Raw genomic sequence first — 24,788 nt, 5'->3', positions numbered from 1 at the left:
TTTACGCCCCCGGCACACCGGCTCCACCCGTTTCTTGCGGCCGCTCCGACAGGGATTGCCGGGCCGCGAGAATGGCCTTTTCAAGCGCCTTGGCGAAACTGCCGCGCTCGGGCGGGCTGAGAAACTGGCCCAGGATGAGCGCGCGGCCATGGGCGGTCAGGGCGATCTGGGACTGGTGGGCCTTCGGATTGATCAGGCGCAGTGTCACCCAGGCCGTAGGCAGGCGATAGCGGCGCCGGTGCCCGGTCGGCAATTGGCGCACCACTTCGATATCACGCGCATCGACGCGGACATATTCCCGGGCGCGGCCGTCGCGATAGGAGATTTTGAAGGCCAGCCAGACCAGGAAGACGTCCAGCCCGAAAAAGGGCAGGACCGGCCAAGCCCCCATCATCATGTAGAACAGGCCCGCACTGAAGGAGATCACACTGATCGCGACCATGAGCGCGATGAAGGCGGGATTGGCCAGGGAGCGGTTGGGCGCGATTTCGGCGTCCATGAAAACCGGTCCATCATGCCGGGTGACGCTTTCGGCCTCGGCCGGCCAGGTTTCGATGATCGTCTTCATGGGCTTCAGGATAGGCCGCTGGCTGAAAAATGCCACGTGACGGGGACGGCAATTCTGCCTAAGCGTCAGACATGGGGGATCTCCTGGCAACACTGGCCGCGTTTTCACTCACCGTGCTGGTGATCGAGCTGACGCCTGGCCCCAACATGGCCTGGCTGGCCGTGTTGAGCGCGGATCGCGGTCGCAAGGCCGGATTCGCCGCCGTTCTCGGCGTCATGCTGGGCCTCAGCCTGATCGGGGGGCTGGCTGCGCTGGGACTGGCGGCCATCGTCACGCAGACGCCCTGGCTGTTCGCCCTCTTGCGCCATGCCGGCACGCTCTTCCTGCTCTATTTGGCCATTGAAGGCTGGCGCCATGCCGGGGAAAGCTCACCCATTCACCTGTCGGAGACCCTGGGCAAGCATTTCCGCCACGGGCTGATCATCAATCTGCTCAACCCCAAGGCAGCGCTCTTCTTCCTGGTCGTCCTGCCCGAATACATCCTCGCCGACCGGCCGGCCCTGCCGCAGGCGCTGGGCCTGACCGCGATCACGGTTCTCGTCGCCACCGGCATCCATGTTGTGATCGTGCTTCTGGCCGCCCGGGCCGCGGCCTTCCTGCAAACACCGCAGAGCACACTCTGGTTCCGGCGGGTTCTGGCTGTATTACTGGCGGGGATCGCGATCTGGCTCTTTCTCGACACAGCCCCCGTCTGACCGGACCCCGTTTTCTGGAGATCCCCATGCCGCCCGCTGCCAAGCCCCGGAAAAAGCCCGCCAAACGCCTGCCCCGTGGTCTCAACCGGGAACAGGCCCATGACCTGATGGCGCGTCTGGCCCAGGACCGGCCGGCCCCGCGTACCGAACTGGACTATACCAATCCCTACACGCTGCTCGTCGCGGTCGCCCTGTCAGCCCAGGCCACGGATGTCGGTGTGAACAAGGCCACCAAGCTCCTGTTCCAGGAAGCCGACACGCCGGAGAAGATGGTCGCGCTGGGCGAGGATCATGTGCGCGACCGGATCAAGACGATCGGCCTGTTCCGCAACAAGGCCAAGAATGTCATCGCCGTGTCCCAGCTGCTGATCGAACGCCATGGCGGCGAGGTCCCCGCCGATCAGGCCGCCCTGGAAGCATTGCCGGGCGTCGGCCGCAAGACCGCCAATGTGGTGATGAATGAGGCCTTCGGCGTCCCCACCATTGCCGTGGACACCCATATCTTCCGCGTCTCCAACCGCACCAAGCTGGCACCGGGCAAAGATCCGCTGGCCGTGGAGCTGCGCCTGGAGAAGATCGTGCCGGACGAGTTCAAGCAGGGCGCCCATCACTGGCTGATCCTGCACGGCCGCTATGTCTGCAAGGCGAGAAAGCCGGAATGCTGGCGCTGCCCGATCGAGGATTTGTGCGCCTTCAAGGACAAGACGCCGGCGCCGAAAGGGGTCTAGCCCAGCATCCGCCCCAGCGCCCGGGCAAAGACCTCACCCATTTGCGGGCCCTGTTCGGGATAGAGATAGGGTTCGATCAGTTCGCACTCGATGAGGGCCAGCTCGCCATCCAGGCCGCGCAGCATGTCGACGCGGGCATAGAGCGGCTTGCCGGGCAGGCAATCCAGCACGGCGCGGGCCAGCTCCAGCTCATGCTCGGACGGATGGTGGATCTCTTCATGCCCGCCATATTCCGACTGGACGCGATAATCGCCCTTCGCCGGGATTTTCCGGGCACAGTGCGAGAATTCCCCACCAAAGAAGAGGAAGGCGAACTCCCCCTCTTCGGACACGGCCGGCAGGAAGGGCTGGATCATGCAGTCTGCGGGCGGCAGCGTGTCCGCCTGCGGCAGGGCCTCGCCCTTACGGACCCGCGCCTGACGCCAGGCGCCAGCCCCCAGAACCGGTTTCACGACGATGTCGTCCGCTGCCAGTTCATCAAAGGCGGCTTCGATCGTCGCCGCATCCGCCTTGTCCGCCCAGACCGTCGGGATCATCGGTGCACCGCGTTCCGCCAAATCCTTGAGATAGATTTTCCGCATGTTCCAGCGCATCAGATCGAGCGGGTTGAGCAGGCACGTGGCCGCATCCGTCCGCTCGAGCATGGCCATGAAGGCGTCCGGCTTTTCCATATAGTCCCAGCACGTACCCACCATGACCGCGTCGAAGGCTGACGGGTCATAATCGGGTGCATCCCAGATCGCCGGTACAAGGTCGATCCCGGCTGCACGGCAAGCCGGCTGCAGGGCGCCGATTTCATGCTCGTATTCGAAATAGTCCAGGCGCGCGTCCGGGTGGTCACGGAACATGCAGGCTGCGGTGAGAAAGGCGACTTTTTTCATGCCCCAGCGCTTAGCCAGCGCCCGCCATGGCGGCAAGCCTTGTTATTCCCCGGCGCTGCGTTTACCCATCGGGACAAGACTTTCCCCATTGGCAACAGAACGGATGTTTCATGTCCCAAGCCCGCTTTGATGTGCTCGCCGTCGGCAATGCCATTGTCGATGTCCTCTCGCCTACCACGGACGATTTTCTGGCCGCCGAGGGCATTGCCAAGGACGCCATGACGCTGATCGACGAGGATCGCGCCCGCACGCTCTACAAGGCGATGCAACCGGGCACGGAAGCCTCGGGCGGGTCTGCGGCCAACACGGTGGCGGGAATTGCCTCCCTGGGTGGCAAGGCGGCCTATATCGGCAAGGTGGCCGACGACCAGCTGGGCGACATTTTCACCCACGATATCCGCGCCATCGGCGTGCATTTCGATACGCCTTCCCTGAAGGACGGACCGGCGACGGCCCGTTGCCTGATCAATGTCACGCCGGACGCCAGCCGTTCCATGTCGACCTTCCTGGGCGCCGCTGCCCTGGTGACGGAAGAGGATGTGGAAGCCGGAGCCGAAGACCTGAAAGCCGCCGAGATCGTCTATCTGGAAGGCTATCTCTTCGACCGGGAAGAAGCGAAGCGCGCCTATGTCGCCGCGGCTGAAATGGCTGCTGCCGCCAAGCGCAAAACCGCCCTGACCCTGTCGGATGTGTTCTGCGTGGAGCGTCACAAGGCCGCCTTCCGCCACCTGGTCGCTAACCATATCGACATTCTCCTGTCGAATGAGGCCGAACTCCTGGCTCTCTATGACACCGATGACTTCGACACGGCACTGGCCGCTGTTCGCAAGGATGTCGCCATCGCGGCCGTGACCCGGTCGGAGAAGGGCGCGGTCATCACGGCCGGTGATGAGACCACCACGGTTCCCGCTGCTCCTGTCACGCAACTTGTTGATACTACTGGGGCTGGCGATCTTTTTGCCGCCGGCTTCCTGCTCGGGATTGCCCAAGGCCGGAGCCTGGAAGATGCGGGTAAAATGGGGGCGATTTCGGCCGCTGAAATCATCTCCCACTATGGTGCCCGTCCGGAAAAGAGCCTGAAATTGCTCGCCGAACAGTCCGGAATTGCCTTTGATTAAAGGGCAATCCGGCATTTGGCTAAAAACTTAATGAAACAACTCCGGCATTTTAACCACAATTCAAGTGCTTGCTGTCACTGTGCACCCTGAGATCGGGTGAGAAGAACCTCTCACCCATGTTTTTGGTGGTAAAGCGCGCTCCTTGGGGGGACGCGTGCTCAGGGGTAGACATGGCACCCATCCGCAAAGCGGTGTCGCGAGTGATGCGTTCCTTGGTGATGAAGTTCACGCTTCTCACCGGTGCCTTGATCTTCGCGACCACACTCATGCTGATGACGCTGGAGAATGTTTCGGCCCAGCGTGAAACGCGCAACCTGCTGGTTGATCGCTCACTGGCTTCATTGCAAGCCACGGCGACCCGCTTGGCCGGAGCCGTTTCCGTCAACAATTCCAACTATATCGACCTGTATGTCGACGAGCTGATTTCCAGCGTCGGCGCCAATGAAATGTATGTCCTCAACAATCGTCGGGAAGTGCTGGGCGAGGCCTATTCCGACGGCCGTTCCGAGGGCCAGCTGCGCGCCGCCGATCTGGCCGTGATGGCCTTGGGCGCCGGGGACCTGCGCTATTCCCTGACGGATGGCGTGCTGGAAATGGCTGCGCCGGTCTATACCGAGGAGCGCCGCCTGGTCGGCATCGTCTACGCCAAGCGGGAACTGGTCGAACTGGTCGCTTCGCGCAATGCCGCCCTGCGCCGCCAGACCCTGATCGCGCTTTTCGCCCTGGGCATTTTCCTGCCGCTCGCCGCCCTGATCGTGGGCCGGGCCCTGAAACCGGTCCAGACTCTCACGGATGCTGCCCGTCTCGCCTCATCCAAGACGCTGGACATGCGCATTGATGTGAAGACCGGTGATGAGCTGGAAGTGCTGGCGAATGCCTTCAACCGCATGTTTGCGCGCCTCGACGGCAATCTGAAGCGGATCCACCGCCTTGCCTATGTCGACATGGTCACCGAATTGCCAAACCGCGAACGCTTCCGCAAGGAAACCGAGCGCGTGGCCCGCAAGGCCCTGGAAGACGGGTCCTCCGGTGCCGTGCTTTTCCTCGACCTCGACCGCTTCAAGCGCGTGAATGACAGTCTGGGTATCGGCGAGGGCGACCGCCTGCTGGAAATGGTCGGCCGGCGCCTGTCCGAAGTGACCCGCGGCTGCGACATGGCCATGGGTCTGGAAGAACCCTCCATGGTGGCCCGTCTGGGCGGCGATGAGTTCACCGTGCTTCTGCCGTCCATCCAGGACAGTGCCGATGCAGCCCGCGTCGCCAACAAACTGGTCGATGCCATCCGCCTGCCTTTCGAAATTTCCGGCCACCAGGTTTTCCTGGGCGTGTCCGTCGGTGTTGCCGTCTTCCCGCAGGACGGGGCCGATCCGGAAACCCTGATGCGCCACGCCGACCTCGCCATGGCCCACGCCAAGCGTGCCGGCGGGTCTGCAGCCCAATTCTTCGAACCGACCATGAACCAGTCCGCTTTCGAGCGTCTGGTGCTGGAAAACGAGCTGCGTGATGCGGTCAACCAGGACCAGCTGGTCGTCTTCTACCAGCCCAAGGTGCTGATGAAGGACGGAACCTGCGCCGGGGCCGAAGCGCTCGTGCGCTGGCAGCACCCGACTGCCGGACTGCTCTCGCCGGGCGCCTTTATCGAAGCCGCCGAAGAATGCGGCCTGATCGGGGAGATCGGCGACTGGGTCCTGCGCCGGGCCTGCCTGCAAGCCGCCGAATGGCGCAAGCAGGGCCTGGAAATTCCGGTGGCCGTGAATGTTTCCGCCATGCAGTTCGAGCGCGACGGCTTCGCCGACTCCGTGCTGGAAGCGCTGGAAGCCGCCCATCTGCCGCCGCACCTGCTGGAACTGGAATTGACCGAATCCATCGCCATGGAGAACCCGGAACGGGTGATCGAACAGGTCCAGCCGCTGCGTGATCGCGGTGTGAACTTCGCCATTGATGATTTCGGGACCGGTCACTCCTCCCTGTCCTATCTGACGCGCATGCCGTTCGACGTGTTCAAGATCGACCAGTCCTTCGTGCGCGACATGACGACCGACCCGCATGCCCGCATCGTGGTCGAGACCATTCTGGCCATGGCCAAGTCGCTGAAGCTGGAAACCGTTGCCGAAGGCGTGGAGACCACCGAGCAGATGCAGATGCTGCGCCTGCAGGGGGCGACGCTGGCCCAGGGCTTCCTGTTCGGACGCCCCATGCCGTCAGCCGACTTCGTCGAGTTTGCGACCGACAGCCGTGAGGCTCCGGGCAAGGACCGTGCGGTCAACGAATAGGTCCGCTTTCAGCGTCGGGACTTGATCCCTACCGCGCACTCGGCCACATGCTGGACAGGTATCCCTGTGATCAGAGGCCGAGATGACGCAATCCATGACCCCCGACTACGCCGATGCCACTCAATGGCGCGGCACCACGATCATCGCCGTGCGCAAGGGCGGCCGCCTCGTGGTCGCCGGTGACGGACAGGTCTCGATCGGCCCGACCGTGATGAAGGGCAATGCCCGCAAGGTCCGCCGCCTTTCCAGTGGTCAGGTGATTGCCGGCTTCGCCGGGGCCACGGCCGATGCGTTCGCTCTTTTCGAACGCCTGGAAGGCAAGCTGGAACAATATCCCGGTCAGCTCGCAAGGGCCTGTGTCGAGCTCGCCAAGGACTGGCGGACCGACCGTTATCTGCGCCGCCTGGAAGCCATGCTCATCGTCGGCGACAGGACGGAAACTTTTCTCCTGACCGGTGCCGGCGATGTCCTGGAACCGGAGGACGGCGTCGTCGCAGTCGGATCCGGCGGCAATTACGCCCTCTCCGCCGCCCGCGCCATTTTCGAATACGAGGAAGACCCGGAAGTCATCGCCCGCAAATCCATGGAGATTGCAGCGCGGATCTGCGTCTACACGAACGAAAACCTGACGGTGGAAATGCTGGGCGCAGACTAGCGGCGGACCCGTCGGAATAGTCTGAATGCCAAGACGCCACCGCTGAAGAGCGCCACTGCGACCCAGAGCCCGAAGATAATCGCAGTGCGCATCGCGGTATCCGGTTGATGGACCAGGGGCCAGTACAACAAGGTCACAAGGGCAGACACCGCAGCCAGTACGGCATTGAAGATGATCGAACGGGGGCGGATCATGGTCGGAAGTCCTTGTTTTTGTCGCGCGGCCGGGCGGGCCGGTGAGCGATGAGGGCCAGAAACCGGCGCAGGGTTTCGGCCTGTGTGGTCAGGCGCGCCGCGCCCTCCTCGGAAATGCGCAGTGTGGTTTTCGGACGCTTGCCCTGGAAGCCTTTCTCGATACTGACCAGGCCCGCCTGGTCGAGTTTGGTCAGATGAGTGGAAAGATTGCCTTGGGTCAGGCCCGTCTGATGCATCAGCCAGGTGAAATCAGCGCTTTCAACGGATGACAGGAGCGCCAGGACGGCCAGTCGGGCAGGCTCGTGGACGAGCTTGTCCGATGACAGGACGTCCCGGATCTCCGGCAGGATCGACGTCTCAGACCGCTTCATCCGTCACCTCGGGAAAGTCTCTGAAAAATCGAACCAGCAGAACGAGACCAGCGATCAACACGGGAAGGCCAGCCAGGACCAGAAGCCAGCCGGGCTGTTCCACACCCGCCCAGCTCCCACCCAGTGCGGTTCCGATGGCGAGCAGGCCGTAGACGAGAAAGCGTCTCGCTCCAATGATCAGGCCGCTGAACAATCCGGTGCCGACCAGTATGGCCGGTATCGCAACGGCGAAATCCGTGGACCCACCCGCTGTACTCCCTGTCGTTTTCACGAAGACGACAAAAGCCAGTTCGGTCAGGGCGACTCCGGCCCCGAACAGGACCCAGCCGGTCAGGGCGCGCCGGGTCTGCGCCGTTTGCGACACCCCGAAGTTCGGCGCAGCCAGGCGCGGCTCGACCAGTTTTTGCCGCCCGATCTTCCAGAAAGGGAACAGAACGGCCGGAACGAGCGCGCCCAGCACGACCTGGTCAATGAGCCAGAAACATCCGATCAGGGTCAAACCGACACCCACCAGGACATCCAGCCAGCCATCGTCAAAAGAGCGCCGGTAAAGGGCGCGGGTCAGGGGAGTCGTCATGGTCACCTCCTTGGATGGAGGATTATGTTTGTATTACAAACCAAATTGCAAGGCAGACTTTATGTCGCAGGCGATAAATGTTGATTTATTCAAGATAAAGCAATGAGTTAGAGACAGAAAATCGACAGCCTTGTACCGGACGACCCGCCTGATAGGCCGGAAGTCCGGTCAAAAAGGGGTTCGTCCGTCAGCGTGCAAAGATCTGCGCCTCATCCCGGAAGCTCTTGAACTCCAGCGCATTGCCGGCCGGGTCGCGGACGAAGAAAGTGCCCTGCTCGCCGGCCTCACCCTTGAAACGGACATAGGGTTCGATGATGAAGTCCGTGCCGGCGGCCTCGAAACGGGCGGCGAGGGCTTCCCAGTCGGCCCAGTCCAGCAGAAGGCCGAAATGCCGGACCGGGACCTGTTTGCCATCAACCGCACCGGCCTTCACCGAGGCACATTCCTCAGGAGCGAGATGCGCCACGATTTGGTGGTCGAACAGGTCGAAATCGACCCAGTTCTCACTGGACCGGCCCTCCGCGCACCCCATGAGATCACCGTAGAAAGCGCGGGCGGCGGTCAGATCATCAACCGGAAAGGCGAGGTGGAAACGCGGACGGGCCATGCTTTTAATGCCTTTCGGGGCTGGTTTCGGGACGCCCTCCTGATTACATCAAGACAAACCTCAGGCGATATAATTTCCTCATGACCGACTTTACTCCCCGCGAAATCGTTTCCGAACTCGACCGTCACATCGTCGGTCAGGCCGATGCCAAGAAGGCGGTCGCCATTGCCCTGCGCAATCGCTGGCGGCGGCGTCAGCTGGAAGAGACGCTGGCCGAAGAGGTCACACCAAAGAATATCCTGATGATCGGACCGACCGGTGTCGGCAAGACCGAGATCTCCCGCCGTCTGGCCAAGCTGGCCGGTGCGCCCTTCATCAAGGTGGAAGCGACCAAGTTCACCGAGGTCGGTTATGTCGGTCGTGATGTGGACCAGATCGCCCGGGATTTGGTGGAAGTCGCCATCACCATTGTCCGCGAGAAAAAGCGCGAAGAAGTGAAGGCCAAGGCCCATACGGCTGCGGAAAACCGCGTCCTGGAAGCCCTGGTCGGACCGGGCGCGAGCGAGAGCACGAAGGACAGTTTCCGCAAACGCCTGCGGGCCGGTGAACTGGACGACAAGGATGTCGAGATCCAGCTGTCGGAAACCTCCTCGCCGATGCAGATGCTGGACATTCCCGGCATGCCGTCCGGCGGCGCCGGCGTGATCAATCTGGGCGATATTTTCGGCAAGGGCTTCCCCAAGAAGACCAAGTCGGTCCGGATGAAGGTCAAGGACGCCTATGAGCCGCTGATCGAGGAGGAAGCCGACAATCTGCTCGATGATGCGCAGATCACGGCTGATGCGATCAAGCTGGCGGAGAATGACGGCATCGTCTTCCTGGACGAGATCGACAAGATCGCCGCCCGCTCCGATGCCCGCGGCGGGGACGTCTCCCGCGAAGGGGTGCAGCGCGATCTCCTGCCCCTGATCGAGGGCACGACCGTGGCAACCAAGCATGGCGCGATCAAGACGGACCATATCCTCTTCATCGCCTCGGGCGCCTTCCACGTCGCCAAGCCCTCGGACATGCTCCCGGAGTTGCAGGGCCGCCTGCCGATCCGTGTCGAACTGAACGCGCTGACCGAAGCCGATTTCATCCGCATTCTGTCGGAACCGGAAGCCAATCTGGTGACCCAGTACACGGCCCTGATGGGCACGGAAGGCATGACGCTGGACTTCACCGAGGATGCGATCAAGGCGCTGGCCAAGCTGGCCGCCGACGTCAATTCAACGGTGGAGAATATCGGCGCCCGCCGCCTGCAGACCGTTATGGAGAAGCTGGTGGAGGAAATCTCATACACCGCGTCGGACCGGTCCGGGGAAAGCGTGACGATCGACGAGGCCTATGTTGCCGCACATGTCGGCGAGCTGGCCAAGAATGCCGACTTGTCCAAATTCATTCTTTAGGCCGCACCCGCAAGGTCACGTAATACGCGCCACTACCGCCATGGCGGACATGCGCCGGCGCGCATCCTGACACTTGCTGACGAAATTCCGGAAGGCCCAGCCATTCCGGCAGTTTGCGCCTGAGGACACCGGGCTCGTCCGGGTAGTCCCAGGGCTCGCTTTCCCGCTCCCGGGCCTTCAGCCCCTTGCCAGTGATGACCAGCACGGTGCGATAACCACCGGCATAGGCCATGGCGATGAAATGACGCAGGGAGGACAGGGCCTGGGCCTGTGTCAGGCCGTGCAGATCGATCCGCGCATCAATGTCCACACGCCCGCGCCGGACCCGCTTTTCGGTGCTGCGGTCATGCGGGACGGGCGGATGATGGATGGCTGCTTCCTGCGGCTTGTGCGGCCGGGGCAGGCGCGTGCGGATGGGCGTTTCATCGGGCGTGGGTTCTGGCGCTGGCTGGACAGGCTCGTCCTTGTCCAGCTGCTCCATCCGGTCTGCGGACAGAGGTGTCACCGAACGGGCCACTTTCTTCCAGAGGGCTTTCTCCTCCGGTCGTATGGTCCGCTTGCGGGCCATGCCGGGTCAGACCGGGTCCTGCGCCGCGAACAGGCGCGCCACAACCGTGTGCGGCAGAAGGAGGATCCAGCCTGCATCGCTGCGCGTGCTGCCGGCCCGGCGTTCAGCCGTTTCGCCCCAACCCCAGAAGAAGTCGGCCCGAAGCGGACCGGTGATCGCACCGCCGGCATCCTGGGTCACGACCAGGCCCGACCAGTCACCCAGCTCCGGCAGGGCCGAGGCTTCCAGCCAGACCGGAACGCCATGGGCATGGTGCGCCGGATCCACCGCAATGGAGGCCATCGGCGTCAGGGCAACACCGGATGACCCGTTCGGACCCAGGTCCGGATCGTCCAGCATCTGGGTCTGGAAAAAGACGTAGCGCGGATTGACCGCGAAAAGTTCCGCCGTGGCCTCGGGACCGTTCTCATTCAGCCAGGCTTCGATCCCAGACTTGGAGGCCGCATGGGCTTCCAGCTCGCCGCGTTGGATCAGTTCCCGTCCGATCGAGCGGTAGGGCAGACCATTATGGGCGGCAAAGGCGGCGCGTTCCTGGTGACCATCGGGAAAGACCAGCCGGCCCGACCCCTGGATCTGCAGGAAGAAGACATCGATCGGCCGGCCCCAGGCGAAGACTTCGCCGGCATTCTCGGCTTCGATCTCGGCGCGATCCTTGTAGAGCACAAGGCGCCCGTCCTCGACCTCGCCCACAATCCGGCGCCCGGACAGATCCGGATCAAACAGGCCCAGATCCACGGTGACCAGATCATCCGGCCGGCGCCGCAGGGGCTGGGTGAATTCACCGCCCGCCTGCTCGCGCACTTCCACAAAGGGTTCGTAATAGCCGGTCAGCCGGCCGGTCAGCGCGGTTTCACCCGTATCCGGATCGACGGCGCGGGCCCGGGCCGGTGTGAAATGGGTTTCAAAGAAGGCCCGGATCGACTCCGGTGCGTCCGGCACACTGTCAGCCGCGCCGCAGGCCGGACGCCATTCGCCGACCGTGCCTGCCCAGGCGGCCCGCGCGCTCAGCGGGTCGGCATCATCCCGGCGCGTGATCCGGGCACAGCTGCGACGGAAGGCCGACAGGGCCGGTGCCAGATCGCTTTGCGACCAGGACGACATCGCCGCCCAGTCCACGGGCAGAAAGTCCATCGCTTGCGGGGTGAAGACCGGTTCGTCCGGCTGTTCCGGCTCGGGTTCCGGACGGGGTTGGCAAGCAGCCAGAAGGAGCGCGGCGCCGGCCGCCAGGACGAATTCAGGCCGTCGCAACACGGACCAGGACCCAGTTCGGATTGGCAGTATCGGTGCGGCGCTCGAACACCCAGTCCTCGTGAACCGTGGCCAGGCGGGAAAAATCACCGGCGATGGCCTTGCCGTCAGCATCGAGGGTTTCCGTGGCGATCTCGGCATCGAAATGCACCTTGATCGTGGCGGTGTGATCCGCATGGCCTGCTTCGATGATCTCGGCCTTGCGGATGCGTTCAATGTCCGTGCGGACGGTCTCGCCCTTGACCTCACGCTGGGCGATGGCCGCCTCGTAGCGATCATAGACTTTCGGGGCGAGCAGGCCCTTGAGGGCCTCGCGATCCCCCTTGGCAAAGGCCATGACAATCATCTCATAGGCCTTGCGGGCGCCATCGAGGAAGAGTTCCGGATCAAAGCTCTGGTCGGCCTGGGCAATGGCTTCCAGGCCCGCGGCGGCCGGTCCTTCGAAAGCCGGGCGCAAATGTCCCGACGCGTCCGGTTTGGACGGGTTGGCCCCGTCCAGATCCCGCGATGCCGGTGCTTCCATATGCCCTTCGCGTCGGCCCAGGACGGAGTAGAGCCGAATGGCAAAAAACACCGCCACAGCACCAAAAAGCACAGTTGAAAAGAGCTCGAACATCGGGTCCGCCTGTCAGGGGTTGCTTGATTGCCCCTGAATATAGGGCGGATTGCCGGTCACGTCAGCCACCCGGGTGCGGTGCTCCTGCCTTGCCGCAACGGGGTCTGCGTGCTAACCGCCCGGGCTAGTTTTGTTCAGCCCGCTTGCGGGTTGTTGCCGTTTCACATGACCCATCCGGGGATCCACATGACCGACGCACCGTCCACGCCCGCCGACAATCAAGCTCCGACCCAGCCGCAACTGCGCGTCCTGGCCCAGTATGTGAAGGATTTGTCCTTCGAGAATCCGGGCGCGCCCGACACGCTGCGTCCGGGCCAGCCGGCTCCGGGCATTGACCTGTCGATCGACGTGAAAGCCCGGTCGCTGGGTGAGGATACGTTCGAAGTGGCCCTGTCCATCTCGGCCCGCGCCTCGCGCGACCAGGAAAGCAAGGACGTCGTCTTCATCGCCGAGCTGACCTATGCCGGCCTGTTCCAGATGGCGAATGTGTCGGACCAGGAACGCGAGCCGCTTCTGCTGATCGAATGCCCGCGCCTGATCTTCCCGTATGCGCGCCGCGTTCTCGCTGACGCCACCCGCGACGGCAATTTCCCGCCGCTCATGCTTGAGCCGGTGGATTTCTCGCAGCTCTACCGCCAGCAGCTGGCCCAGCGTGCCGCCGCCGCTCCGGGTTCCGAGCCGAACGGCAATGGCGACCCGGCGGCTGCCAACTAGGCCGTCAGTTCAACGTCAGGACTTTCCAGAGCGCGTTTTCGCCCATTTCGTCGACAAAGGCGGAATGGGCGGCGCGCTCTTCGTCTTTCAGGCGGGACGCCAGCGCCCGCGGACGGGCCGGGCGGGCCGGAAAACTGACCTTGCCCTCGCCGGATGATTCCGCGCCCTTGCCGGACAGGTCGAGCACCTGGGTGCGGCCGCCGGTCAGTTCCAGATAGACTTCCGCCAGCAATTTGGCGTCGATCAGGGCACCGTGAACATTCCGGGTTTCCAGGGAAATGTCGAAACGCTTGCAGAGCGCATCCAGCGAGACATAGGAGCCGGGAAATTTGGCGCGGGCGATCCGCGCCGTGTCCTTGAACCGGTCATCGGGATAGATGTCGATTCCCAGCCGGGCGAGCTCCATATTGATGAAGCCACGGTCGAAGGGCGCATTGTGCGCCACCATGACCGCATCCCCGACAAACTCGACAAAGTCCTGGGCGATCTCTTCGAAAAGCGGCTTGTCCTTGAGGAATTCCGTGGTCAGGCCGGTGATCTTCACCACTTCGTCCGGCACGTCGCGCTGCGGATTGACCCAGGTGTGGAAGGTGCGCCCCGTCGGGATGCAGTCGATCACTTCGACACAGCCCAGTTCGGTGATCCGGTCGCCGGTCTTCGGGTCCAGGCCCGTGGTCTCGGTATCGAAAACGATTTCCCGCATATCCACCCCGTTTATCGCCGGCGGACCGGGAGCACCCTATCCTGCCAACTTCTTGACAATTGCGCTCACCTGTCGGCGAGCATCGTCAAAACCGCCCGAAGTTTCAACGATATAGTCTGCCTGGTCCAGTTTGACCGAATCAGGTGTCTGACGCGCGATTATGGCGTCCAGCTTCTCATCCGTCATGCCCGGACGCTGCAGGACACGCGCCCGGCGCTCATCCTGCGGCGCATGGACAACAACCACGGCATCAACATGCTCATGCCCGCCCGTTTCGAACAGGAGCGGCACATCCAGGATGACAAAGGGGGCGCCGGCCTTTTCCGCCTGGGTCAGGAAATGCTGCCGGGCCCGGCCAACCAGCGGATGGACAATGGCTTCCAGGGTTTCAAACCCGGACGGGTCCTCCCGCAAGCGGGCCGACAATATCTCCCGGTCCACCGCGCCTTCATGAACCACGCCTGGAAACGCCGCTCCGACCGGTTTCACGGCCGCACCGCCCACATCATAGAGTTCATGCACGATGGCGTCGGAGTCGAAGACCGGTACGCCCTGTTCGCGAAAGAGCTTGGCGGTCGCGGACTTGCCCATCCCGATGGAGCCGGTAAGGCCGACAATCTTCACGCCTCGTCCCCCAATTGCGCGACCAGGGCCGGCCGGACCGGTGGCAGGATCGGGGCTTCGCGACCAAAAAAGGCCCGGAAGCTCGGCCGCGCCTGACCGATCAGCATGTCGAGCCCGTCCACACCGGTCAGTCCTCTCTGGCGGGCCCCCTTCAGAAACTCGGTTTCCAGCGGTGTGTAGACACTGTCAAAGGCGACCGATCCGGGCTTGGCCCGTTTCCAGTCCAATTGAAGCGGATCCACTCCCTTGAGTCCCAGCGAAGTGGCATTGATGACCAGATCGGCTTCGGCGAGGACATTGTCCTTCTGGTCCCAGTCCACGACGGCCGCCATGGGCGCGATTTCATCAACCAGGCGCTCGGCCCGTGATTTCGACCGGTTGGACAGGATCAGGCGCGAGATCCCGGATGTCAGGAGCGCATAGACCAGCGCCCGGGATGCGCCGCCAGCCCCCAGCACCAGGGCGGTGGACTGCCGGTACTTTATTTTGGCAGGTTTCAGGGCTGCCAGGAAACCGGCCGCATCCGTGTTGTCCGCATGGATTTTGCCATCCGCGAATGTCAGGAGATTGGCCGCTCCGATTTCGCGGGCCGCCTTGCTCGCCGTGTCCGACAGGGCCAGGGCCGCTTCCTTGTGCGGAAGGGTCACATTCAACCCGGCGATATGGGATTCGGCGATACCCTCGACGAAGCTATCAAACCCGGCGGCCGGAACCGCAAAAGGGGCATAGAGGGCATTCAGATCCAGCGCCTCGATCCAGAAGCGCATCAGGGCGGGCGACAGGGAATGGGCGATCGGGTCCCCGACCACACCCGCCAGCCGGGCCGATCCGCTGATCCGGCTCATGAGGGCAGCACCCCTTCCTCCCGCAGCACGGCCAGAAGGGGAAGAAGCGGCAGACCGATAATGGCGTAATAATCACCCTCGACCCGCTCGAATAATTGGGCGCCCAGGCCTTCATAGGCATAGGCGCCGACACTGGCGGTCAGGGCCCAGCCGGCCTTTTCCAGATAGGACTCCAGGAATTCATCCGAAAAATCACGGACATGAAGCGCGGACGTTTGCTGCCAGGTCCAGACTTTCCGGCCATTCCGGAACAGGGCGAGACCGGAATGGAGATGATGCGGTTTGCCGCGCATCGCTTTCAGCCGGTCGCGCGCCAGGCCGGCATCCGGCAATTTGTCCAGCAATTGGCCATCCAGTTCCATGGTCTGGTCCGCGCCGAGAACCAGCGCGTCCGGATGCTGGCGCGACACGGCTTCGGACTTGGCCTCGCCCAGCACCAGCGCCATTTCAGCCGGCGTCAGATCGGCCCGCTCCGCCTTGATCACAGCCTCGTCCACATCCGGCTTGATGATCTCGAACGGGATTTCGGCATTTTCCAGGACCTGGCGCCGGATCTGGCTGCCGGAGGCGAGGACAAAACGCGTCATTTGGACTGGTTCCGCTTTTCGGTGAGAAGATTGATGATTTTGGCGGCCGTTTCCTCGATCGAGCGGCGGGTCACATCGATCGTCGGCCATTTGTATTTGGCGTAGAGACGCTTGGCATGAAGGATTTCGTCCTTCACCGCGAAATCATCAATGTAATCGGTATCCCGGTCTTCATTCAGGGACAAAAGCCGGTTCCGCCGGATCTGGACGATCCGCTCCGGCGACGCGGTCAGGCCGACCACAAGCGGGTTTCGCAGGGAATAGATCGCTTCCGGGATCGGCACGCCTTTCACCAGCGGAATGTTCGCCGCCCGGAAACCGCGATGGGCGAGATAAATGCTGGTCGGCGTCTTGGAGGTCCGGCTGACACCCAGAAGCACGATGTCCGCCGCTTCATAATCATCGCCCTGGCCATCATCATGGGCCATGGCGAAATTGAGCGCGTCGATCCGCTTGTAATACTCCGCATCCAGGGAACGCTGGGCGCCGGCGCGGCTGGCCACGGGGCGACCGAGATAGGCAGACAGGGTGGCCAGCATGGGATCGAGCACGGCAATCGCCGGAATGCCCAGCTCGACACACTTGGTTTCCAGCTCGCGGCGCAGATCCGGATTGACCACGGTATACATGACGATGCCCGGATAGGCCGCGATCTCGTCGAAAACGCGCTCCATCTGCCGGGATGAGCGCACCAAGGCATACAAATGCTCAAGCGGGCTCGTCCCTTCGAACTGGGCCACCGAGGCGCGCATGACTTCCATCAGGGTTTCCCCCGTGGAGTCGGACACCATGTGGATATGGAAACAGGTTTCGATGCTCTTGGTCGGCACACTCATCCGGCTTGCGTCCCCTGTTTCGCGTTTACGCTCTGTTAACAAGTTGGGAAAACTCCGGACAAATCCGGCGCCCTCCCAGACCCCTGTGAGTATTACCGGGTCTTACCCGCGGCAACCAACAAGACTTTCCACATGGTGCGGGCCTGTTGGCAAGCCTGTGGACGCATAAACCCAATTCACCGCCATTTTCGCTTTTCACACTGATAATTCACACCCGACAACACGATCAAGATTTTGAATTTTCGTAGATAAATCTGGTTTTCCAAACCCTGTTGGAAACAGGCTGTGGATGCCTTTTCCGGCAAAGCGAATATGTCGATTACGGTATGACCGTGTCTGCCAACACCTTCCACGCCCCCAACAAACACAACAATTAAAATCTATAAGATTGAGGGATTAAATGTGGGTGGTGAAAACACCGCATTGATCCTTCGACCACTGATGCCTAATCAGACGGGATGACACATTCGAACAAACCCCTTTTGAAGGTTCTCGCCGGCGAGACGGTTTCACCGCCCCCGGTCTGGCTCATGCGCCAAGCCGGCCGATATCTGGCCGAATACCGGGAAGTCAGGGCCCGAGCCGGTGACTTCATCAAATTCTGCTTCTCACCGGATCTGGCCGCTGAAGTCACGCTCCAGCCCATCCGGCGGTTCGGTTTTGATGCGGCCATCCTGTTCGCCGACATCCTGCTCATCCCGATCGCCCTGGGCCGCAAGGTCTGGTTCGTGGCCGGTGAGGGACCGAGGCTGGAACCGTTCGATGTGCGCCAGTTCGAAGACCTGACCACCGATACGGTTCGCAGCGTGCTCGGACCGGTTGGTGAAACCCTGACCCGTGTGAAGCCTGAACTGCCCGACGAAACCACGCTGATCGGCTTTGCCGGAGCGCCCTGGACCGTCGCGACCTACATGGTCGAGGGCGGCGGGTCGAAGGACCGGTTCTCGGCCCGTGTGGCAGCCTGGCAGCACCCTGAAGCCTTTGACGGCATGCTGGAACGGATTGCCGACGCGACCGCGGAATATCTCGTCATGCAGGCTGAGAGCGGTGCCGAGGTTCTCAAGATTTTCGACAGCTGGGCGGAAGGCCTGCCGGAACCCCTGTTCGAGCGGGTCGTGATCAATCCGACCAAACGGATCGTCGACCGCGTTCGGGCGGCGGGCGTGACGGTGCCGATCATCGGCTTTCCGCGCGGTGCCGGCTCCATGTATGCGCGCTATGCCCGGGAAACCGGTGTGAATGCCGTGGCCCTGGATACCGGGATGGATCCGGCGTATGCCCAGTCCATCCTGCCGGACGGCATGCCGGTGCAGGGGCATCTTGATCCGGCGGCGCTGCGGGCCGGCGGGGATGCGCTGGACCGGGAAACAGATCGTATTCTGGATAGTTGGGCGGGCCGGCCCCATATCTTCAACCTGGGTCATGGAATTACGCCCGACGTCCCGGTTGATCATGTGCACCAATTGCTGCGCCGGATCCGGGAACGGGGCTGAAAGACGGAGTGAGACGTGGATAAGCCTCGCCGAAAACTGGCTGTCATCCTGTTCAATCTGGGCGGTCCGGATGGCCAGAAGGATGTCCGGCCCTTCCTGCGCAATCTGTTCCGCGACCCGGCGATCATCCGGGCGCCAGGTCTGATCCGGGAAGCCCTGGCCCTGCTGATCTCCACAACCCGCGCCAAGGAAGCCAAGGCCAATTACGCCAAGATGGGAGGCGGTTCTCCGCTTCTTCCCGAAACCCGCAAGCAGGCCGAGGCGTTGAAGACGGTCCTGGAAGCGGAAATGCCCGATTGGGAGATCGGTGTGTTTCCGGCGATGCGCTACTGGCATCCCCTGACCGAGGATGTGGCGGCCGATGTGACGGCCTGGGACCCGGATGAATGCGTGCTGCTGCCGCTTTATCCGCAGTATTCCACGACGACGACGGCTTCGTCCTTCAAGCGCTGGCGCGAAAGTGGTGGTCCGGAAACCCGGACCGTGTGCTGCTATCCCACCGAACCGGCGTTCCTGGATGCCCATGCAGCCCTGATCCGCAAGACCTGGGAAAAGGCCGGACGGCCGGAGAATGTGCGTCTGCTCTTCTCCGCTCATGGCCTGCCGAAGAAGGTCATCGAGGACGGCGACCCCTATCAGTGGCAGGTCGAGGAGACCGTGCGCGCCCTGATGCCGCAATTGCCAGAGTTTCCGGACTGGGAAATCTGCTACCAGTCCCGTGTCGGTCCGCTGGAATGGATCGGCCCGGCCACGGATGACGCGATCCGCAAGACCGTGGCTGACGGCAAGGACGGGATTATCTTGGTCCCGATCGCCTTTGTCTCCGAGCATATCGAGACCCTGGTCGAGCTCGACGAGGAATATGCCGAGATCGCCCATGAGGAAGGCCTTTCGACCTATGTCCGCGTGCCGGCGCTGGGTCAGGACCCGGTCTATATCGAATCCCTGGCGAGCATGGTCAAAACGGCCCTGGGCCGGGACGCCTCTGTCCAACCCGATTGCGGTCAGCGTATCTGTCCGGCTGAATGGGGTGAGTGTCCCTGCCGGAAGATGGAATTGGAAACCACATGATCCTCGAAGCCTATGATTGGCTCCGCGCCCTGCACATTCTCGCGATCATCGCCTGGATGGCCGGCCTGCTCTATCTGCCGCGGCTCTATGTCTATCATTGCGGGGCGACGCCGGGCGGCGAACTGGATGAAACCCTGAAAATCCAGGAACGCCGCCTGCTCAAGGGGATCATGAATCCGTCCATGATCGCGGCCTGGATATTTGGTGCCTTGCTGATCTGGTCCAATGCGGAACGCGCCGGCGGATGGGAAGTTTTCGGGCATTGGGCCTGGACGGTGAAATTTCTCGCCGTCATTGCGATGACGGGTCTGCATCACGTCTATGCCCTGCGTTTCAAGCGCTTCCAGGCGGGGACGAATGACTGGTCGGACAAGCGCTATCGCATTCTCAACGAAATGCCCTTCGTGCTGGCTCTGATCATCGTACCGATCGTGGTGGTGGTCCTGAAATAGGGACGTGAAGGCCAGCAGTGCTTGACCTTCTGCATCGGGCGTGGCAAGGCTTCGGTCAACTCCTTTCCAGGATCCCTTCTTTGCGTGACCCGGGACATTTCCCACGGCGCGCCAGCCCATTCCACAGATCACGGGTCGTCCGATACCAAACGGCGCCCGTTTTGCTTGATCGCGATGATTCCCAACGGTTTTCCACCGGGAATCCCGCCCTTTCTGGCCGATAGATAGACACCATGACCGAAGAAACCACGTCGCACCCCCTGCTCGACGGTATCGAGCGGATGACGCTGCAGGACCTCAAGGAAAAGAAACCGACTGAACTCCTGCAGTTCGCGGAAGCCCTGGAGATCGAAAACGCGTCGGCCCTGCGCAAACAGGGCATGATGTTCGCCATTCTCAAGGCGCTCGCCGAACGGGATGTCGAAATCCATGGCGGTGGTGTGATGGAAGTGCTGCAGGACGGTTTCGGCTTCCTGCGCTCACCGGAATCCAACTATCTGGCCGGGCCGGACGACATTTATGTTTCGCCGACCCAGATCCGCAAATTCGGTCTGCGCACCGGTGATACGGTGGAAGGCGAGATCCGCAGCCCGCGCGACGGCGAACGCTATTTCGCGCTGCTGAAAGTCTCGCAGATCAATTTCCAGGACCCGGAAAGCGCTCGCCACAAGGTCCATTTCGACAATCTGACGCCGCTTTATCCCGAGAGCCGCTTCATCATGGAGTCCCAGGACCCCACGGTGAAGGATCGTTCCGGCCGCGTGATCGATATCGTGGCCCCGCTCGGCAAGGGCCAGCGTGGCCTGATCGTGGCGCCGCCGCGGACTGGTAAGACGGTTCTGCTGCAGAACATCGCCCATTCCATCGAGAGCAATCACCCCGATTGCTATCTCATGGTTCTGCTGATCGATGAACGACCGGAAGAAGTGACGGACATGCAGCGTACGGTGAAGGGTGAGGTGATTGCCTCGACCTTTGACGAGCCGGCGACGCGTCACGTCCAGGTCTCCGAAATGGTGATCGAGAAGGCCAAGCGCCTGGTCGAGCATGGTCGTGATGTCGTGATCCTTCTGGACTCGATCACCCGTCTGGGCCGGGCCTACAACACGGTGGTGCCGTCTTCGGGCAAGGTGCTGACCGGTGGTGTGGACGCGAATGCGCTGCAACGCCCCAAGCGCTTCTTCGGGGCGGCGCGGAATATCGAGAATGGTGGCTCTCTGTCGATCATTGCTACCGCGCTGATCGATACCGGTTCGCGCATGGACGAAGTCATCTTCGAGGAATTCAAGGGCACGGGTAACTCGGAGATCGTGCTCGACCGGAAAGTGGCCGACAAGCGCGTCTTCCCGGCGATCGACATCCTCAAGTCCGGTACGCGGAAGGAAGAACTCCTCGTGGACCGCAGCCAGCTGCAAAAAATGTATGTGCTGCGCCGCATCCTCAACCCGATGGGCGCCCAGGATGCAATCGAGTTCCTGCTCGACAAGCTGCGCCAGACCAAGACCAATGATGAATTCTTCGATTCAATGAATACGTGATCGGTCTGCCAGATCAAAAAAGAACCCCCGGCGCCTGGCACCGGGGGTTTTTTCTTTGCCGGATCAAAGGCCTGTGATTACGGAAGAAGAATGCTCGCACCGATCGTCTTGCGGGCTTCCAGGTCTTCATGGGCCTGCCGCGCATCCGCGAGCGCATAGCGCTGCCCGATAGAGCTGGTCACGGCGCCGCGCTTCACGGCATCGAAGACATCCGCCGTATTGGCGGCCAGATCCTCATCCTTGGCGATATAGTGCATCAGGGTGGGCCGGGTGACATAGAGCGAGCCCTTGGCGGCCAGCAGGCCCAGATTGACGCCGGTGACCGGACCGGAGGCATTGCCAAAGCTGACCATGAGACCGCGTGGCTGGAGACAGTCCAGCGAGGCCTCGAATGTGTCGGCGCCAACGCCGTCATAGACCACCGGGACACCCTTGCCTTCAGTCAGGGAGCGGACGCTTTCGGCGATGTTCTCGCGGCGGTAATTGACCACGTGGGCCGCGCCCATCTCCTTGGCAATACGGCATTTTTCGTCCGAACCGGCAGTCCCGATCAGGGTGACGCCCATATCCTTCGCCCATTGGCAGGCGATCTGGCCGACCCCGCCGGCGGCGGCGTGGAAGAGAATGGTGTCACCGGGTTTGACGGCGAAGCAATCCTTGAACAGGAAGCGCACCGTCATGCCTTTGAGCATCAACGTGGCCGCTTGCTCGTCCGTGACTCCGTCCGGGATCAAAGCGACCCGGTTGGCCGGCAGATTGGCCGCTTGCGAATAGGCGCCGATGGGACCGCCGCCATAGGCGATCCGGTCGCCGGGTTTGAGATGGGTGACATCCGACCCCACGGCGTCGACCACACCGGCGGCTTCCAGACCGATCCCGGCCGGCAGGGGCAGCGGGTAGAGGCCGGAGCGATGATAGGTGTCGATGAAATTCACGCCGATGGCCGCATGGCGGACGCGGATTTCCCCGGGGCCCGGATCCGGCAGGTCGATCTCAACCATCTGAAGAACCGAAGGATTCCCGAACTCGGAAATGCGAATGGCTTGGGTCATGGCTCAGTTCTCCACGGGGGTGACAGCGCAGGCATCGATCTGGGCGTGCAGGACAGTCGGCCCGCCCAGGGCGGTCACGGCATCCTCGACATGATCAATGGACAGGAGTTCCACACCGGCATCACGGGCCCCGGTGTAAAGCGAGGTCGGGCCGGGTTCATGGCGAAACAGACCGATGGAAGTCTCAATCCCGTCATCGGAAAAGCGGGCATCCCGGTGAGCCTCGGATGGGTCGGTGCCCAGCCAGAGATAGGTGGCGTCCAGATTGACGCCCGCGCGGGCCAGCGCCTCCGGATCATCGGGCGCGGACAGGACCAGGCCCGGATCGAGGGCATGAACTGCCGCGGCATCCTCGACGGAATAGGCGATGATGGCGACGTGATGGCGGGCGTCGGCGGTGTGGATGGCATCCACAATGGTGTCGGGACCGATCGATTTCAGGTCCAGATTGAGGACAAGACCGGTCTGCCGGGTGATCGCAAAGGCATCAGACAGGGTCGGAATCCGGTCTTCCAGGATGACACCGTCGGGATCCCGCAGGTTCAGAACCGAGAGTTCGGACCAGTCCAGCGTTTCCGCGGGACCGCGTCCGGTCGTGGTCCGGTCAAGCGTCTCGTCATGCAGCAGAAAGAGCGTGCCGTCAGCGCTGCGACGGACATCGATCTCCGCGTAAAGCACGCCGAGTTCCGCCAGGCGCTCCAGGCTCGACAGTGCGTTCTCGGCATAGCCGGAGGCCGGACCGGCGCGGTGGGCGGCCAGCATGGCGGTGCCGTTCTCCCGGAAGCAATCCAGGGCCAGGGCCGGCGCGGCGAGCTCAACGGCCGGCGCTGGGGACTCCGGGGAACAGGCCGTTAGGAGACCGGCGAGCAGGAAGAGGGCAGGCGAATGTTTCATGTGAAACAATCCTCGATCTGGACGGGAGGGCGTGTGTCGATTGCGCGGTCACAAGACTGCATCTTGCCGATGCGATCAATACGGGTTTCATTTCGCGCCGAGCCGGGGCTCAATCCGGCCATAAGGGAATAATCGAGGGAGGTCGAATTCATGTCGGACACGTTGAAACTCTATCACGCGCCGCGCACCCGGTCGGTGCGGGTACGCTGGTTGCTCGAGGAAATGGGGCTGGACCATGAAGTGGTTCCGGTCGCGTTCGACAAGCGGCCGGCCGGCGATGAGGCCTATGCCAAGATCAATCCGATGCGGAAGGTTCCGGCCTTCGAGGCCAATGGCGAGATCATCGTGGAATCGCTGGCCATCATGGAATTCATCCTCAACCGTTATGGGCCCACGGAGCTTCTGCCGGCGGTGGATGACCCGTCCTATGGACGCTATCTGCAATGGTTCCATTTCGGCGAGGCCGGCATGGCGACCAATGTGAACATGCTGCTCGCCCACACCTTCCTCCTGCCGGAAAAGGCGCGGAATGCGGGAATTGCGGCCTGGGCCTGGGATGAAACGGCCAAAGGTCTGGATTTTATCGGGAAATTCGGTCTGGCGGAGAGTGAGTATCTGGCCGGTGACCGGTTCACAGCGGCCGATATCTCTGTTGGGTATATGCTCTATATACTGAAATTGATTGGGAAATTTGACGGCGCACCGGAGAATGTGCAGGCCTATTTCAAGCGCATCACCAGCCGTGACGCCTGGGTCACGGCCAGTGCGGTGGATTGATCGCGCCTATCCCAGATGGGTCTTGAGAAAATCGCGCGTGCGCTGGTTCGCCAGGGCCGCGCTTTTTTCATTGTAGTGCTCGCCTTCCGGACGTGCGAAGGCGTGATCATCTTCCGGATAGTCATACAGCGTCACCTGGGGATGATCATCGAGACCGGCATGCATGGCGGATTGGGCTTCTGGCGGCACGAACTGGTCCTTGCCGGCGATGTGCAGCATGAGCGGCTTGGTGATGTTTTTCGCTTCGTCGAGCCGGTCCGAGATCGACACGCCGTAATAGCCGACCGAAGCATCACTGTCGGTGCGCGTGGCGGTGAGGTAGGCCAGCAGGCCGCCGAGGCAATAACCCATGGCGCCGACCTTTCCGGTACAGGCGTCCATCCCGCGCAGATGCGTGATCGTGGCGGCGATGTCCTCGACGCCGGTCTCCGGATTGAAAGCCTGCATCAGGGAAAAGGCCTTGTCCCATTCTTCCTTCGTCTTGTCGGTGATATCGACACCCGGTTCGATGCGCCAGAACAGGTCCGGGCAGAGGGCCACGAAACCCTGTTCGGCCAGGGCATCGCAGCGGTCGCGCATGACCTGGTTCACGCCAAAGATCTCCTGCAACACGACAATGCCGGGACCCTTGCCGCTGGCCGGTGTGGCGAGATAGGCAGAAAAGTCTCCGGCGGGACCGGTGATCCGGATATCTTGACCTGACATGTCGGGCTCC

At 62.4% G+C, this 24,788-nt stretch carries 28 protein-coding genes; 12 read left to right on the top strand and 16 right to left on the bottom strand.

The annotated features are described in order from the left end of the window. Nucleotide 1 precedes the first annotated feature (1 nt). Nucleotides 2–568, bottom strand: a complete 567-nt coding sequence (locus FCS99_RS04445; RefSeq protein WP_138510870.1) for a DUF2244 domain-containing protein — start codon at nucleotides 566–568, stop codon at nucleotides 2–4. Nucleotides 569–639: 71 nt separating this feature from the next. Here FCS99_RS04445 and FCS99_RS04440 point away from each other — a divergent pair, with 71 nt between their 5' ends. Next, nucleotides 640–1,263: a LysE family translocator gene (locus tag FCS99_RS04440; RefSeq protein WP_138510869.1), complete on the top strand. Its 624-nt coding sequence runs from the start codon at nucleotides 640–642 to the stop codon at nucleotides 1,261–1,263. A 26-nt stretch (nucleotides 1,264–1,289) separates the two neighbouring features. Further along, a complete protein-coding gene (gene nth, locus FCS99_RS04435) occupies nucleotides 1,290–1,991 on the top strand; it encodes an endonuclease III (protein WP_138510868.1) in 702 nt (233 codons plus the stop codon). Here the strand turns inward: nth and FCS99_RS04430 are convergent. Continuing rightward, nucleotides 1,988–2,872, bottom strand: coding sequence for an ATP-grasp domain-containing protein (locus FCS99_RS04430; protein ID WP_138510867.1), 885 nt, complete (start codon nucleotides 2,870–2,872; stop codon nucleotides 1,988–1,990). The genes nth and FCS99_RS04430 overlap by 4 nt on opposite strands. Nucleotides 2,873–2,982: 110 nt before the next feature. Here FCS99_RS04430 and FCS99_RS04425 point away from each other — a divergent pair, with 110 nt between their 5' ends. The 3 genes from FCS99_RS04425 to hslV all read left to right on the top strand — a co-directional run bounded on the left by FCS99_RS04425 (nucleotide 2,983) and on the right by hslV (nucleotide 6,918). Next, nucleotides 2,983–3,990: an adenosine kinase gene (locus FCS99_RS04425; protein WP_138510866.1), complete on the top strand. Its 1,008-nt coding sequence runs from the start codon at nucleotides 2,983–2,985 to the stop codon at nucleotides 3,988–3,990. 203 nt (nucleotides 3,991–4,193) lie between these two features. Continuing rightward, nucleotides 4,194–6,263, top strand: a complete 2,070-nt coding sequence (locus FCS99_RS04420; protein WP_233352685.1) for a putative bifunctional diguanylate cyclase/phosphodiesterase — start codon at nucleotides 4,194–4,196, stop codon at nucleotides 6,261–6,263. Nucleotides 6,264–6,357: 94 nt separating this feature from the next. Further along, nucleotides 6,358–6,918, top strand: coding sequence for an ATP-dependent protease subunit HslV (hslV, locus tag FCS99_RS04415; RefSeq protein WP_138510864.1), 561 nt, complete (start codon nucleotides 6,358–6,360; stop codon nucleotides 6,916–6,918). Nucleotides 6,919–7,108: 190 nt separating this feature from the next. Here the strand turns inward: hslV and FCS99_RS04410 are convergent, their stop codons facing one another. The 3 genes from FCS99_RS04410 to FCS99_RS04400 form a co-directional block, all read right to left on the bottom strand. Beyond that, on the bottom strand, nucleotides 7,109–7,483 hold the full coding sequence (locus FCS99_RS04410; protein ID WP_138510863.1) for a winged helix-turn-helix domain-containing protein: 375 nt from the start codon (nucleotides 7,481–7,483) through the stop codon (nucleotides 7,109–7,111). Further along, entirely contained in the window at nucleotides 7,470–8,060 is a 591-nt protein-coding gene (locus FCS99_RS04405; protein ID WP_138510862.1) for a hypothetical protein, read from the bottom strand. The genes FCS99_RS04410 and FCS99_RS04405 overlap by 14 nt, the downstream gene beginning before the upstream one ends. A gap of 187 nt (nucleotides 8,061–8,247) precedes the next feature. Continuing rightward, nucleotides 8,248–8,667: a VOC family protein gene (locus FCS99_RS04400; RefSeq protein WP_138510861.1), complete on the bottom strand. Its 420-nt coding sequence runs from the start codon at nucleotides 8,665–8,667 to the stop codon at nucleotides 8,248–8,250. Between the two features lie 80 nt (nucleotides 8,668–8,747). Here FCS99_RS04400 and hslU point away from each other — a divergent pair, with 80 nt between their 5' ends. Further along, nucleotides 8,748–10,055, top strand: a complete 1,308-nt coding sequence (gene hslU, locus FCS99_RS04395; protein ID WP_138510860.1) for an ATP-dependent protease ATPase subunit HslU — start codon at nucleotides 8,748–8,750, stop codon at nucleotides 10,053–10,055. Here hslU and FCS99_RS04390 read toward each other — a convergent pair. From FCS99_RS04390 to FCS99_RS04380, 3 genes are read right to left on the bottom strand one after another with little or no spacing between them, the layout of a single operon-like run. Beyond that, a complete protein-coding gene (locus FCS99_RS04390) occupies nucleotides 10,045–10,623 on the bottom strand; it encodes a Smr/MutS family protein (protein ID WP_138510859.1) in 579 nt (192 codons plus the stop codon). The two genes, hslU and FCS99_RS04390, sit on opposite strands and share 11 nt — an antisense overlap. A 6-nt stretch (nucleotides 10,624–10,629) precedes the next feature. Further along, a complete protein-coding gene (gene mltA, locus FCS99_RS04385; RefSeq protein ID WP_233352654.1) occupies nucleotides 10,630–11,874 on the bottom strand; it encodes a murein transglycosylase A in 1,245 nt (414 codons plus the stop codon). Continuing rightward, complete coding sequence (locus tag FCS99_RS04380; protein ID WP_138510858.1) at nucleotides 11,858–12,487, bottom strand: Tim44/TimA family putative adaptor protein; 630 nt, start codon at nucleotides 12,485–12,487, stop codon at nucleotides 11,858–11,860. Before FCS99_RS04380 ends, mltA begins: the two co-directional genes overlap by 17 nt. 186 nt (nucleotides 12,488–12,673) lie before the next feature. Here FCS99_RS04380 and secB point away from each other — a divergent pair, with 186 nt between their 5' ends. Next, complete coding sequence (secB, locus tag FCS99_RS04375) at nucleotides 12,674–13,201, top strand: protein-export chaperone SecB (protein WP_138510857.1); 528 nt, start codon at nucleotides 12,674–12,676, stop codon at nucleotides 13,199–13,201. A gap of 4 nt (nucleotides 13,202–13,205) precedes the next feature. Here secB and dnaQ read toward each other — a convergent pair whose 3' ends face one another. From dnaQ to FCS99_RS04350, 5 genes are read right to left on the bottom strand one after another with little or no spacing between them, the layout of a single operon-like run. Continuing rightward, nucleotides 13,206–13,904: a DNA polymerase III subunit epsilon gene (gene dnaQ / locus FCS99_RS04370; RefSeq protein WP_138510856.1), complete on the bottom strand. Its 699-nt coding sequence runs from the start codon at nucleotides 13,902–13,904 to the stop codon at nucleotides 13,206–13,208. 36 nt (nucleotides 13,905–13,940) lie between these two features. Continuing rightward, nucleotides 13,941–14,528, bottom strand: coding sequence for a dephospho-CoA kinase (gene coaE, locus FCS99_RS04365; RefSeq protein ID WP_138510855.1), 588 nt, complete (start codon nucleotides 14,526–14,528; stop codon nucleotides 13,941–13,943). Continuing rightward, nucleotides 14,525–15,373 (bottom strand): shikimate dehydrogenase, encoded by an 849-nt coding sequence (gene aroE, locus FCS99_RS04360; RefSeq protein WP_138510854.1) that lies wholly within the window; start codon nucleotides 15,371–15,373, stop codon nucleotides 14,525–14,527. The genes coaE and aroE overlap by 4 nt, the downstream gene beginning before the upstream one ends. Then, nucleotides 15,370–15,960 carry a Maf family protein gene (locus FCS99_RS04355; protein WP_138510853.1) on the bottom strand — a complete coding sequence of 197 codons (591 nt, stop codon included), beginning with the start codon at nucleotides 15,958–15,960 and terminating at the stop codon, nucleotides 15,370–15,372. Before FCS99_RS04355 ends, aroE begins: the two co-directional genes overlap by 4 nt. Then, on the bottom strand, nucleotides 15,957–16,796 hold the full coding sequence (locus FCS99_RS04350; RefSeq protein WP_138510852.1) for a pyruvate, water dikinase regulatory protein: 840 nt from the start codon (nucleotides 16,794–16,796) through the stop codon (nucleotides 15,957–15,959). Before FCS99_RS04350 ends, FCS99_RS04355 begins: the two co-directional genes overlap by 4 nt. A gap of 458 nt (nucleotides 16,797–17,254) precedes the next feature. Between FCS99_RS04350 and hemE the strand changes: the two genes are divergently transcribed. From hemE to rho, 4 genes are all read left to right on the top strand, one after another. Further along, on the top strand, nucleotides 17,255–18,289 hold the full coding sequence (hemE, locus tag FCS99_RS04345) for a uroporphyrinogen decarboxylase (protein WP_138510851.1): 1,035 nt from the start codon (nucleotides 17,255–17,257) through the stop codon (nucleotides 18,287–18,289). Between the two features lie 15 nt (nucleotides 18,290–18,304). Beyond that, nucleotides 18,305–19,360, top strand: coding sequence for a ferrochelatase (gene hemH, locus FCS99_RS04340; protein ID WP_138510850.1), 1,056 nt, complete (start codon nucleotides 18,305–18,307; stop codon nucleotides 19,358–19,360). Beyond that, nucleotides 19,357–19,812, top strand: coding sequence for a CopD family protein (locus FCS99_RS04335; protein WP_138510849.1), 456 nt, complete (start codon nucleotides 19,357–19,359; stop codon nucleotides 19,810–19,812). The genes hemH and FCS99_RS04335 overlap by 4 nt, the downstream gene beginning before the upstream one ends. A 233-nt stretch (nucleotides 19,813–20,045) precedes the next feature. Beyond that, the gene (gene rho / locus FCS99_RS04330; protein WP_138510848.1) at nucleotides 20,046–21,350 is read left to right on the top strand and encodes a transcription termination factor Rho; all 1,305 of its coding nucleotides are present in this window, start codon (nucleotides 20,046–20,048) and stop codon (nucleotides 21,348–21,350) included. A gap of 77 nt (nucleotides 21,351–21,427) precedes the next feature. Here the strand turns inward: rho and FCS99_RS04325 are convergent, their stop codons facing one another. Together FCS99_RS04325 and FCS99_RS04320 are read right to left on the bottom strand one after the other, a co-directional pair. Further along, the gene (locus tag FCS99_RS04325; protein ID WP_138510847.1) at nucleotides 21,428–22,402 is read right to left on the bottom strand and encodes a quinone oxidoreductase family protein; all 975 of its coding nucleotides are present in this window, start codon (nucleotides 22,400–22,402) and stop codon (nucleotides 21,428–21,430) included. A gap of 3 nt (nucleotides 22,403–22,405) precedes the next feature. Beyond that, complete coding sequence (locus FCS99_RS04320; RefSeq protein ID WP_138510846.1) at nucleotides 22,406–23,296, bottom strand: glycerophosphodiester phosphodiesterase family protein; 891 nt, start codon at nucleotides 23,294–23,296, stop codon at nucleotides 22,406–22,408. Between the two features lie 150 nt (nucleotides 23,297–23,446). Here FCS99_RS04320 and FCS99_RS04315 point away from each other — a divergent pair, with 150 nt between their 5' ends. Then, nucleotides 23,447–24,073: a glutathione S-transferase family protein gene (locus FCS99_RS04315; RefSeq protein WP_138510845.1), complete on the top strand. Its 627-nt coding sequence runs from the start codon at nucleotides 23,447–23,449 to the stop codon at nucleotides 24,071–24,073. Between the two features lie 6 nt (nucleotides 24,074–24,079). On the opposite strand, the gene FCS99_RS04310 is transcribed toward FCS99_RS04315, so the two are convergent. After that, a complete protein-coding gene (locus FCS99_RS04310) occupies nucleotides 24,080–24,778 on the bottom strand; it encodes a dienelactone hydrolase family protein (protein WP_138510844.1) in 699 nt (232 codons plus the stop codon). Nucleotides 24,779–24,788: the final 10 nt, after the last annotated feature.

The sequence above is a fragment of the Maricaulis alexandrii genome (genome assembly GCF_005871165.1).
GTDB lineage: Bacteria > Pseudomonadota > Alphaproteobacteria > Caulobacterales > Maricaulaceae > Maricaulis > Maricaulis alexandrii.
This window is presented reverse-complemented; position numbering and strand designations above follow the sequence as displayed.

Bases quoted from the DNA above. Each gene is read 5' to 3' on its own strand.
- FCS99_RS04445 (WP_138510870.1), bottom strand. From the start codon at position 568: ATGAAGACGATCATCGAAACCTGGCCGGCCGAGGCCGAAAGCGTCACC.
- FCS99_RS04440 (WP_138510869.1), top strand. From the start codon at position 640: ATGGGGGATCTCCTGGCAACACTGGCCGCGTTTTCACTCACCGTGCTG.
- nth (WP_138510868.1), top strand. From the start codon at position 1,290: ATGCCGCCCGCTGCCAAGCCCCGGAAAAAGCCCGCCAAACGCCTGCCC.
- FCS99_RS04430 (WP_138510867.1), bottom strand. From the start codon at position 2,872: ATGAAAAAAGTCGCCTTTCTCACCGCAGCCTGCATGTTCCGTGACCAC.
- FCS99_RS04425 (WP_138510866.1), top strand. From the start codon at position 2,983: ATGTCCCAAGCCCGCTTTGATGTGCTCGCCGTCGGCAATGCCATTGTC.
- FCS99_RS04420 (WP_233352685.1), top strand. From the start codon at position 4,194: ATGCGTTCCTTGGTGATGAAGTTCACGCTTCTCACCGGTGCCTTGATC.
- hslV (WP_138510864.1), top strand. From the start codon at position 6,358: ATGACCCCCGACTACGCCGATGCCACTCAATGGCGCGGCACCACGATC.
- FCS99_RS04410 (WP_138510863.1), bottom strand. From the start codon at position 7,483: ATGAAGCGGTCTGAGACGTCGATCCTGCCGGAGATCCGGGACGTCCTG.
- FCS99_RS04405 (WP_138510862.1), bottom strand. From the start codon at position 8,060: ATGACGACTCCCCTGACCCGCGCCCTTTACCGGCGCTCTTTTGACGAT.
- FCS99_RS04400 (WP_138510861.1), bottom strand. From the start codon at position 8,667: ATGGCCCGTCCGCGTTTCCACCTCGCCTTTCCGGTTGATGATCTGACC.
- hslU (WP_138510860.1), top strand. From the start codon at position 8,748: ATGACCGACTTTACTCCCCGCGAAATCGTTTCCGAACTCGACCGTCAC.
- FCS99_RS04390 (WP_138510859.1), bottom strand. From the start codon at position 10,623: ATGGCCCGCAAGCGGACCATACGACCGGAGGAGAAAGCCCTCTGGAAG.
- FCS99_RS04380 (WP_138510858.1), bottom strand. From the start codon at position 12,487: ATGTTCGAGCTCTTTTCAACTGTGCTTTTTGGTGCTGTGGCGGTGTTT.
- secB (WP_138510857.1), top strand. From the start codon at position 12,674: ATGACCGACGCACCGTCCACGCCCGCCGACAATCAAGCTCCGACCCAG.
- dnaQ (WP_138510856.1), bottom strand. From the start codon at position 13,904: ATGCGGGAAATCGTTTTCGATACCGAGACCACGGGCCTGGACCCGAAG.
- aroE (WP_138510854.1), bottom strand. From the start codon at position 15,373: ATGAGCCGGATCAGCGGATCGGCCCGGCTGGCGGGTGTGGTCGGGGAC.
- FCS99_RS04355 (WP_138510853.1), bottom strand. From the start codon at position 15,960: ATGACGCGTTTTGTCCTCGCCTCCGGCAGCCAGATCCGGCGCCAGGTC.
- FCS99_RS04350 (WP_138510852.1), bottom strand. From the start codon at position 16,796: ATGAGTGTGCCGACCAAGAGCATCGAAACCTGTTTCCATATCCACATG.
- hemE (WP_138510851.1), top strand. From the start codon at position 17,255: ATGACACATTCGAACAAACCCCTTTTGAAGGTTCTCGCCGGCGAGACG.
- FCS99_RS04335 (WP_138510849.1), top strand. From the start codon at position 19,357: ATGATCCTCGAAGCCTATGATTGGCTCCGCGCCCTGCACATTCTCGCG.
- rho (WP_138510848.1), top strand. From the start codon at position 20,046: ATGACCGAAGAAACCACGTCGCACCCCCTGCTCGACGGTATCGAGCGG.
- FCS99_RS04325 (WP_138510847.1), bottom strand. From the start codon at position 22,402: ATGACCCAAGCCATTCGCATTTCCGAGTTCGGGAATCCTTCGGTTCTT.
- FCS99_RS04320 (WP_138510846.1), bottom strand. From the start codon at position 23,296: ATGAAACATTCGCCTGCCCTCTTCCTGCTCGCCGGTCTCCTAACGGCC.
- FCS99_RS04315 (WP_138510845.1), top strand. From the start codon at position 23,447: ATGTCGGACACGTTGAAACTCTATCACGCGCCGCGCACCCGGTCGGTG.
- FCS99_RS04310 (WP_138510844.1), bottom strand. From the start codon at position 24,778: ATGTCAGGTCAAGATATCCGGATCACCGGTCCCGCCGGAGACTTTTCT.